Source organism: Frankia sp. CeRuru1 (assembly GCF_977966315.1).
Genome location: NZ_CDWWEW010000251.1, coordinates 1 through 7,578 on the forward strand (window position 1 = coordinate 1; position 7,578 = coordinate 7,578).

Below are 7,578 nucleotides of genomic sequence, written 5' to 3' on the forward strand. Positions count from 1 at the left end.
CGGTGGTGGCGGTGGCGAAGTGGCGGAACCGGTTCGCCGTCGACCGGTTGGAAGGGCTGAGTGGCGAACCGTGGCCGGGACGGCCGCCGGCGCCACCGCCACCAGGAGTTCCTCCGCTTCCTCAAAACTGATCGACTCCTCGGTACCCGAGGCGTACGACCTGCACCTGATCCTGGACAACTACGCCACCCACAAGACCCCGGCCGTGAAGAACTGGCTCCTGCGCCACCCGCGGTTCCACCTGCCCTTCACCCCCACCTCGCCGTCGTGGATGAACCTCGTGGAGCGCTGACGAAGACCGCCGACAAGATCCTCGAAACCCTCGCCGCCTACTGCGAGCGAACTAGCGGACTCAGGACACTAGACGAGGAGGGGCTGCCTTCCCGGGTTCGGTCTCACACTCGATCTTGGAAGGCCTCTCTGCATGCCTGGCCACAGCCCGCCCAGGGTTCGAGCCTGCTTCGTCCCGCCAACCTGTTTGCGACGCGGATGGCCCAGCAGGATCTCGCTCCTCCACGGTGTCGGTGACAGCGTGATCGCCAGGAAACGAGCTGGTGCCGACGACGAGCGGCAACGCCCGGAGCAGGCGCGCCCGTCTCGCGGACGCGGAGTCGGGGGAGCCGAAGATGCGGTGGAAGATCCGCCAGGTTGAATCGGAAATGCAGTTGCCGATCCCATCGGCCAAGTTCTTGAAAAGCTGGGAAACGGCGTCCGCTGACAGTGGTTCAAGCAGGATCCGAGTACTGTTGGGCTGAATCAGGCCCCATTGGGGGAACCGGTGGTGGAAGTGATCGCTCGCGCAGGCGACGACCAACAGGCTGCCGGTCCTCCTATGTGACCCGAGGCTTTCGAAGAAGCCGAGAGTCGCCTCATCGGCGAAATGAAGATCGTCTATCGCTACGACCACCGGCCTCTTCCGGCTGATCTCGTGCACGAGACTCTCCGCGTCAGGGGCCTGGCCCCCCGCCTCCGGGCTGTTGCTATCGGGCGCCTCGGACCGTCCGATGGGGTCGAGGTGGTGGTGCATCGACCGAAGATCGTTGACGATCCTGGACGGGTTGACATTCGCTGACCTACTCATCCGGTATCTCAGGACCAGCGGTGTCGCCTGCGCTGTTTCCATGAGTAGATCGCAGAATTCCATCATCAGGCGACTTTTCCCCGTCCCGTGCTTGCCGAGTATGGTCACGAGATGCGGGATGCCACGGCGTTCGACCCGTTCGAACGTCTTTCGTAGGATCTCCATCTCATGTTCTCGGTCCATGAACGGCCTGGTGTCGACCGGGTAGCTCACCGAGCTCATCTCGGCGACCCAGTATGGCAGTCTCCCCGCGGCCATCGTCAGGTAGGATACCTGGCCCGCGGTCAGTATCCGCGTTCGATCGGATACCCAGATCATGCCCACCGGCACCAGCGGAAACGTTTCCCAGCACTGGTCCAGAAGCGTGCTGTTGGCTGCTGCCTGGCTCCACCGTTGTGAGGAGCTGGAATGCCACTGCAGATCGCCTGTCGCCACCAGGGCCCGGATGGTGAGCCCTTGCCTGTCCTCGTCCGAGACATCGAGGCTGTCTCGCAGGAGAAGCGCGAGACGCGTGGCTCGAAGGGCGTTCTCCTTCGGGTCGTCGAGGTTGAAAAGAGCGATCGTCGCGGAACCCACGGACGCCAGCACTGATCCACCGCAGCACTCGACTCCCGTCCTCACCAGGGTGTGGATTCCGTCGGGGAGCTCGTCGGCACGGTCGGGGCGGGTCACGCCCACCCCGCCTCCGACATGCGCCCGCACGATCATGATGGTTGCCTCACGCCGGGGCGACAGGGTCGGGAAGGGCGCCGTGGACCCCAGCCAGTTCGGTGCGTTCGGGAGGTCTTGGTCGGCATCGCCCTCGCTGGGACGCGGAACTGACGTGATAAGTGAGCTCAGGTCGATCGGACGCGTGGCGCGGTCGGGAGTGTCACCCACCATCGTCGACTGCGGGAAGTCGTCGAGCGTCGGATCCTGCGACAGGATGCGCTTCTGGAGGTATCGCAGCCACGGCCCGGGCTCTAACCCAAACTTCTCCACCAGGTTGGAATGCGTTCTGTTATAGAGATTCAAGGCCTCGGTCTGGCGGCCGGAGCGGTACAGGGCCAGCATGAGCAGCCCACGAGCTCGTTCCCGCAGGGGTTCGGTCTGGATCAGCTTCTCAAGATCACCGATGACTTCTCGGTGGTGCCCGCACTCGATCTTGGCCTCGAGGTACAGCTCCTGGGCGTCGGTCCGCGAGTTCCTGGCGATACTCGACTCCGGCCAGACGATGCCCGCCTCCGCGAGGTCGGCCAGCACGTCACCACGCCACAGGCCCAGCGCTTCACGCAGGATGACGGCAGCATCGGCTGCCAGACCGTTCGTCATGTTCTTGCGGCCGGTCTCCAGTTGGCGATAGAAGACGTGAAGATCGACCATCGCCTCGTCGACGCTCAGCATGTAGCCAGGGGGCTGCGTGACGAGGACTGGAAGGGAAGTGTGTACACGCAGCGTACTGAGGACGGATCTGAGGGAGCAGACCGAGTTCTGCAGAATCTTTCTGGCGGTGGTGGGTGGGTCGTCCTCGGACCATAGAGAATCTACCAGCCGACTGGCCGCGACCACCTGGTTCGGTTCGAGTAGGAGGCGGCCAAGAAGTGCGCGCTGTTTGACGCCGCCGAGAATGGCTCGATCGTTTTCGCGAACAACCTCCAGCGGACCGAGCATGCGAAATTTGATCATGGCTTCTTCCCTGGGTCTCGAGCTCACGGGAACATTGACCGGCCGCATCTACGGGCGTATGTAACGGCTGGGGTCCCTGAATAACGCCCATACGGCCACCGCGGTCAGACAACTCGAATATGGCTCCCGTTGTCCACGGGGCGGATACTTCCTCGGGGTGCGGCCGGACCGGGCCGGCTGGCCGGCCTCGGTCGCGGTGACGGCCGAGGCCGCGCTGGGCGCTCCGTGTCAGGCGCGGCTCCGTGGTTCTCGCCGGAAAGGCGCGCGCGAGGGGAGAGGTGTTGCGGGAGGTCCGGTTCCCTTGCGTGGGATGATCAGGACTCGCGATGGCAAAGGTAAAGAACTGGTGAATTTCGAAAATAGCGTCGAGTGGGGCTGGCGGCGACGCTGCGGCGCTAGGGAGCAGGGGCGGGTACCTCACATGCCCGAACGGCGGAACCGTGGCGTGCGGTTTGTGGTGGATTGGGTCCCGCATTACTCGCTCCCCGAGCATCCTCGCAAGGTGCAACCATAAGCGCCTATGAGCATAGCCCCTGTATGGTGCGAAGTCGGCGGGAAGCGCTGAGAGTGAGTGCCGGGTGCGGGAATAAGTGAAGCGTGCCGCCTGGAGGCAGTGCCACGTCCGTTGAGTCGATCAAGATGTGACCTGGGGTTTCGCCGGCTTGGCGAGCCTGATCGTGGGCGGGGCGGGGTGGTGGAGGCCGTGTACTGGTTGTGGCGGGCGCGGCGGACGACGCGGGGGTAGGTGCGTTCGCGGCGGATGTTGAGCCGGGTCGGCCGGATGATGTCGGCGGCGATCTCGTCGAGGGTGTGTGCGCTGGTCACGGGGAAAAGCCGGGTCGATGACGACCCGTCCCGGATGATCCTGACGGTGCGCGTGAACCTGATCCGGTCGGGGTCGAGCCCGGCGGCGGTCGCGGCCTGACAGATCAGGGCGGCGATCGCGTGGTGGGTGAGCGGGTAGCCCCAGATCTCCTGGTAGACGGTGTCGGGGTGCTTCGAGCGCAGGACCCTGCACGGGCCGCGCGGGGAGGTTTTCATCTGTCTGTTGCCGGTTTGCTGCGGGGGCGGGCCCGCCGCCGGCGTCTGCAGTGCTACCGATTAACGGACCGCTGGTTGGCAGTCCCGACCCGTCAAAGTAGATCAAAATTTGCTGCGAAAGCGGGAACGGGCGCCATCCGTTGGTTACCTCGAAGACCACGCCGTCATATCGCGACACGGCCATGTCGCCGGCCTTGAGCGTCGAGGCGCCCTGGCAGGCAGCGCCCCTGCCAGCGACCCAGAAACGATCCGCTGCTGTGCCGGGAAATTGCGCTGTGAAGAGGCGCCGGGTCGGGCAGGCCCACACCAGTTCGCCGATGCGGAGCTCGTTCTCGCCTATAGAGGATATGGTCAAGCCCCTGGTGCTTAGGGTCACCGACAGGTGGTATTCGTTGTCGCCGACATAGCTACAAGCCTGAAGTGCATCGTGGACCACACCCCGTTTTCCTTGTTCTGGCCACGTTCGTCATCCTGGTCTAACGAGTCACGGCAAGCAAGGGCCGCGGTCGCCAGGCGGGAGCGAAGAGTGGTTGTCGACCATCAGTCGAGTAGCGTTGCGACCAAGTCGCTCCTGGTCAGCGCACTGCGACGGATGCCGTTGGTGAATCAATGATACTACATTGGGTAGTCGAAGTGGCAACTGTCACATGCCGGTGTCGGCGTGCCGACGGTGACGTCCGAGGGCCGTCCTACTGCGGACTGCCTGCGTGCCCGCCCGGCTACCGCCGGGTCGGAGTTCGCCGTGGCCACCGCGCTCACCGGTATCTCGATTGCCGTGGTTTTGTGGCGTCGGTCTCCCAGGCAGGGTTCCGCCAAGTTTGCTGAGTAGCTGCCCGTAGGTCCTGGTGAGGATATCTCCTCCTGTCTACCGGTTCTGCTCACGTTGGCGACCTGCGCGGTGCTGGCGGGAGGTCGAAGGACACCGAGTTGCTGGCGTTGCGGCACGAGTACGCGAAACGGTTCGTCCGAACCGTTCGGGCCGAGCCGTCGACCGGATGTTGATCTTTGGTGAGTGGCACCTGCGCGTTGTCTTGGCTGAGCAGGCACGGCACTACAACGGGCGACGCCCCGCCGTGGACGCGGCTTCAGCCAGCACGGCCTGATCGCCCCGTCGCGGACCTGACCAAGAAGCAGATCAGGCGTTGTCGAACTCGGTCAGCGCCGCCGCGCTGCGGGCGGCGAGTTTGTCCGACGTGAGCCGGAGCAGGCGCGCGGCTACCCCCGAGTCCAGCACGTGGATCTTTGGCGACCGGGTGGACCGGGCAGTCAGCGAACTGCCCCACGCTGGCAGGCGGTAGAGCAGGAACACCGCCTCCAGTAACCGCAGGTAGCTGTTCGCCGTGTCACCCTCGAGATGGACGGGAGTGACTCGTGCCGCGCCGAACCTGTCAGCACGAACCGGCCGGGTCTGCCGGTCGCGGTTGAGTTCAGCCTTGATCGCGTCGAGCACGACGGGAGCGCGCTGATACTCGTCGATGAAGACCGGACCGCCGTCGCCGACACCATACATCAACTAGGAAATCCGAGGCGTCTGAATTCGGTAATCCGAGCCCTCCAAAGTCGTTGATCCGAGCCTGGCGCGTTCGGTAGTCCGAGGCCCCGACCTGCGCCTCGAGCCACGGGCCGGTGCATCCTGTGGGGCGCCAGAAGTCAGCCTGGGCGGCGCTGTTGCATCGGCGGAGTCCGCTGTCCCGCGGCTGCCGATCGGCCATGATCAGGTGATGAGTCGGCGTCGTGCCTGTACCGGACGGTCGACCAGTACGGCCAGGTCATCGACGTCCTGGCCAGCACCCGCCGCGACCAGGTCGCCGCCCGAAGGTTCTTCGCCCGGGCACTGTCTCACAGCCGCCGGCCGGTGGAAGTCACCACCGACAAAGCACCCGTCTACCCGAGGATCCTCGACGAGCTCCTCCCCGAAACCTGCCACGTCGACGCCGCCCGGGAGAACAACCTGACCGAAGCCGATCACGGCCGGTGGAAAGCCCGGTTACGGCCGATGCACGACCTGAAACGGCTGCGCTCGGTCCAGACCGTCAGCGCCGGACATGCCCTGGTCCAGAACATCCGCCGCGGCCACTACGAATTCGCCATCGACACCGGCCCGCACCTGCGGCTGGCAGCCGCGTGCACCGAACTCGCCGCCGTCTGACCGGGCCTGCCGGGGAGACTGATCGAATGCGGCGCAGCTGTGCCGGACGAGCTCCTGCAATGCGGGACTTTTTCGGGTCGTCCAGATCAGAGCCAACACGGCGGGAGAAAAAATATCATCGACAATCAAAATGCTCAGATCGCTACGGGAGGTGACGGCCATCGACTCGCTGAGTATCGCGACGCCAAGCCCACGAGCGGCAAGATCTACGACGGTACCTGGGGCACTCGCCTGGAGCGCGATGGTCGGCTTTACCCCCATGGCCGAACACGCCTGGTCGAAGACCGTGCGGATCCCTGTTCCACAGGGTAGACACACGAGAGGGAAGGCTGCGATGTTTGTCAGGGACACCCCAGAGCGTCGAGCAAGCGGATGATCGTTCGGCACGATCGCGATGAGCCGGTCACTGACGATAGGTAGGGTTTCCACAGCCACCAATGGCGCGTCGTCCGTGCCGACGAGGGCCATGTCAGTTGCGCCGGTCCGCACGCTCTCGATGAGCCGGTCAGAATTGTCCTCGAACAACATAATCTCGACGCCAGGATGGGCCATGTGAAACGACGCGAGCGCGTCGAAAAGCGGAGTGATGGTGCAGGCTGTGACCATGCCGACAACAAGCCGTCCCCGAACTAGGCCCTTCACGTCGTCCACCGCCTGCCGCAGAGCGCTGACCGACGCGAGCACGTCACGGGTGTGTTCGAGCGCAGCCGCGCCTGCGGTGGTCACCGTGCACCGGCGGCCAGATCTGTCGAGAAGGGTGGCTCCCAGCTCGTGTTCGAGCTGCCGGATCTGGGCGCTGACTCCCGATTGGCTGATGTGCACACGCTCGGCCGCACGCGTGAAGTTCGCCTCTTCGACTACCGCGACGAAGTACTCTAGCTGCCTGAGTTCCATATCTGTAGATTCTAGCTCCAAGAACTGACAGCTGTTGGACTTCTAGCGTGGGATCGTGTTCACTGGGAGTGAAAATTCCTGACTTCGCGTTGAAGGGGTTTTTATGTCAGACAAAGAGAAGGCCAGAAGGCCAGAAGACCTCACCCGCCTGTTCGTGGAGCGCGCCAACGAAGGAGACGCCGCAGGAATCGCGGCGCTCTACGAGGAGGAGGCGGTCATGGCCTACCCACCTGGCAGCCAGACGGTCGGCCGGGCCGCCATCCAGGTCCTGTGGGAGAAGATCCTGGCCAACGCGCCCCGCTTCGAGCAGGAGCCACCACTGCCGACCCTGATAGCCGGCGACATCGCGCTCACGTCCACGCCGCCAAAGGACGGCGCCGGCGCCCGCGCGCAGGTAGTCCGTCGGCAGCCCGACGGCAGCTGGCTACGCCTGCTCGACCAGCCTGAGTTCATCACACCGTCTTCGTAGCAGCCTTCATCAGGCCCCGCTGCCCGAAGGATCTCTCCTCGGAACATACCGGAGAATGCCGCGCAGTGCCGCAAAATCCGAGGCCGGGGCATTTTCGGTGCCGGAACGTGCCGGTCGATGTCGCGCCGTGCCGGAGCATCCGCGCACGCAATGCGTACACACGAGGAGCGGCGCCTTCTCGACATAACAGTAATGTTCGCCATTATCGGACACTAAGCACGTCGGTGACGGCTGGTAGTAGATCGCAAACCGGGGTGAATCGGCCTGGCCTGTCCGGGG

The 7,578-nt window shown here is 64.5% G+C and carries 4 protein-coding genes and 3 pseudogenes; 4 read left to right on the plus strand and 3 right to left on the minus strand.

Going from position 1 to position 7,578, the window contains the following annotated elements; all coding sequences use genetic code 11:
- Nucleotides 1-90 precede the first annotated feature (90 nt).
- A pseudogene (locus tag AC08OP_RS16900) lies at nucleotides 91-289 on the plus strand (transposase); the annotation flags it as partial.
- A 63-nt stretch (nucleotides 290-352) separates the two neighbouring features.
- Here AC08OP_RS16900 and AC08OP_RS16905 read toward each other — a convergent pair.
- Nucleotides 353-2,746 (minus strand): AfsR/SARP family transcriptional regulator, encoded by a 2,394-nt coding sequence (locus AC08OP_RS16905; protein ID WP_476615078.1) that lies wholly within the window; start codon nucleotides 2,744-2,746, stop codon nucleotides 353-355.
- Between the two features lie 760 nt (nucleotides 2,747-3,506).
- Between AC08OP_RS16905 and AC08OP_RS16910 the strand changes: the two genes are divergently transcribed.
- Nucleotides 3,507-3,671 carry a hypothetical protein gene (locus AC08OP_RS16910; protein ID WP_476615079.1) on the plus strand — a complete coding sequence of 55 codons (165 nt, stop codon included), beginning with the start codon at nucleotides 3,507-3,509 and terminating at the stop codon, nucleotides 3,669-3,671.
- 1,251 nt (nucleotides 3,672-4,922) lie between these two features.
- On the opposite strand, the gene AC08OP_RS16915 is transcribed toward AC08OP_RS16910, so the two are convergent.
- Nucleotides 4,923-5,297 (minus strand): DUF4143 domain-containing protein, encoded by a 375-nt coding sequence (locus AC08OP_RS16915; RefSeq protein WP_462189317.1) that lies wholly within the window; start codon nucleotides 5,295-5,297, stop codon nucleotides 4,923-4,925.
- A gap of 228 nt (nucleotides 5,298-5,525) precedes the next feature.
- Here AC08OP_RS16915 and AC08OP_RS16920 point away from each other — a divergent pair.
- Nucleotides 5,526-5,936: pseudogene (locus tag AC08OP_RS16920) on the plus strand (DDE-type integrase/transposase/recombinase); the annotation flags it as partial.
- 51 nt (nucleotides 5,937-5,987) lie between these two features.
- Here the strand turns inward: AC08OP_RS16920 and AC08OP_RS16925 are convergent.
- Nucleotides 5,988-6,830, minus strand: a pseudogene (locus AC08OP_RS16925) (LysR family transcriptional regulator); the annotation flags it as partial.
- Between the two features lie 103 nt (nucleotides 6,831-6,933).
- Here AC08OP_RS16925 and AC08OP_RS16930 point away from each other — a divergent pair.
- A complete protein-coding gene (locus tag AC08OP_RS16930) occupies nucleotides 6,934-7,299 on the plus strand; it encodes a YybH family protein (RefSeq protein ID WP_476615080.1) in 366 nt (121 codons plus the stop codon).
- The last annotated feature ends 279 nt before the right edge of the window (nucleotides 7,300-7,578 follow it).

Excerpts from the sequence above, each read along its gene's own strand:
- AC08OP_RS16930 (WP_476615080.1), top strand. The coding sequence starts at position 6,934 with ATGTCAGACAAAGAGAAGGCCAGAAGGCCAGAAGACCTCACCCGCCTG.
- AC08OP_RS16910 (WP_476615079.1), top strand. The coding sequence starts at position 3,507 with ATGTTGAGCCGGGTCGGCCGGATGATGTCGGCGGCGATCTCGTCGAGG.
- AC08OP_RS16905 (WP_476615078.1), bottom strand. The coding sequence starts at position 2,746 with ATGATCAAATTTCGCATGCTCGGTCCGCTGGAGGTTGTTCGCGAAAAC.
- AC08OP_RS16915 (WP_462189317.1), bottom strand. The coding sequence starts at position 5,297 with ATGTATGGTGTCGGCGACGGCGGTCCGGTCTTCATCGACGAGTATCAG.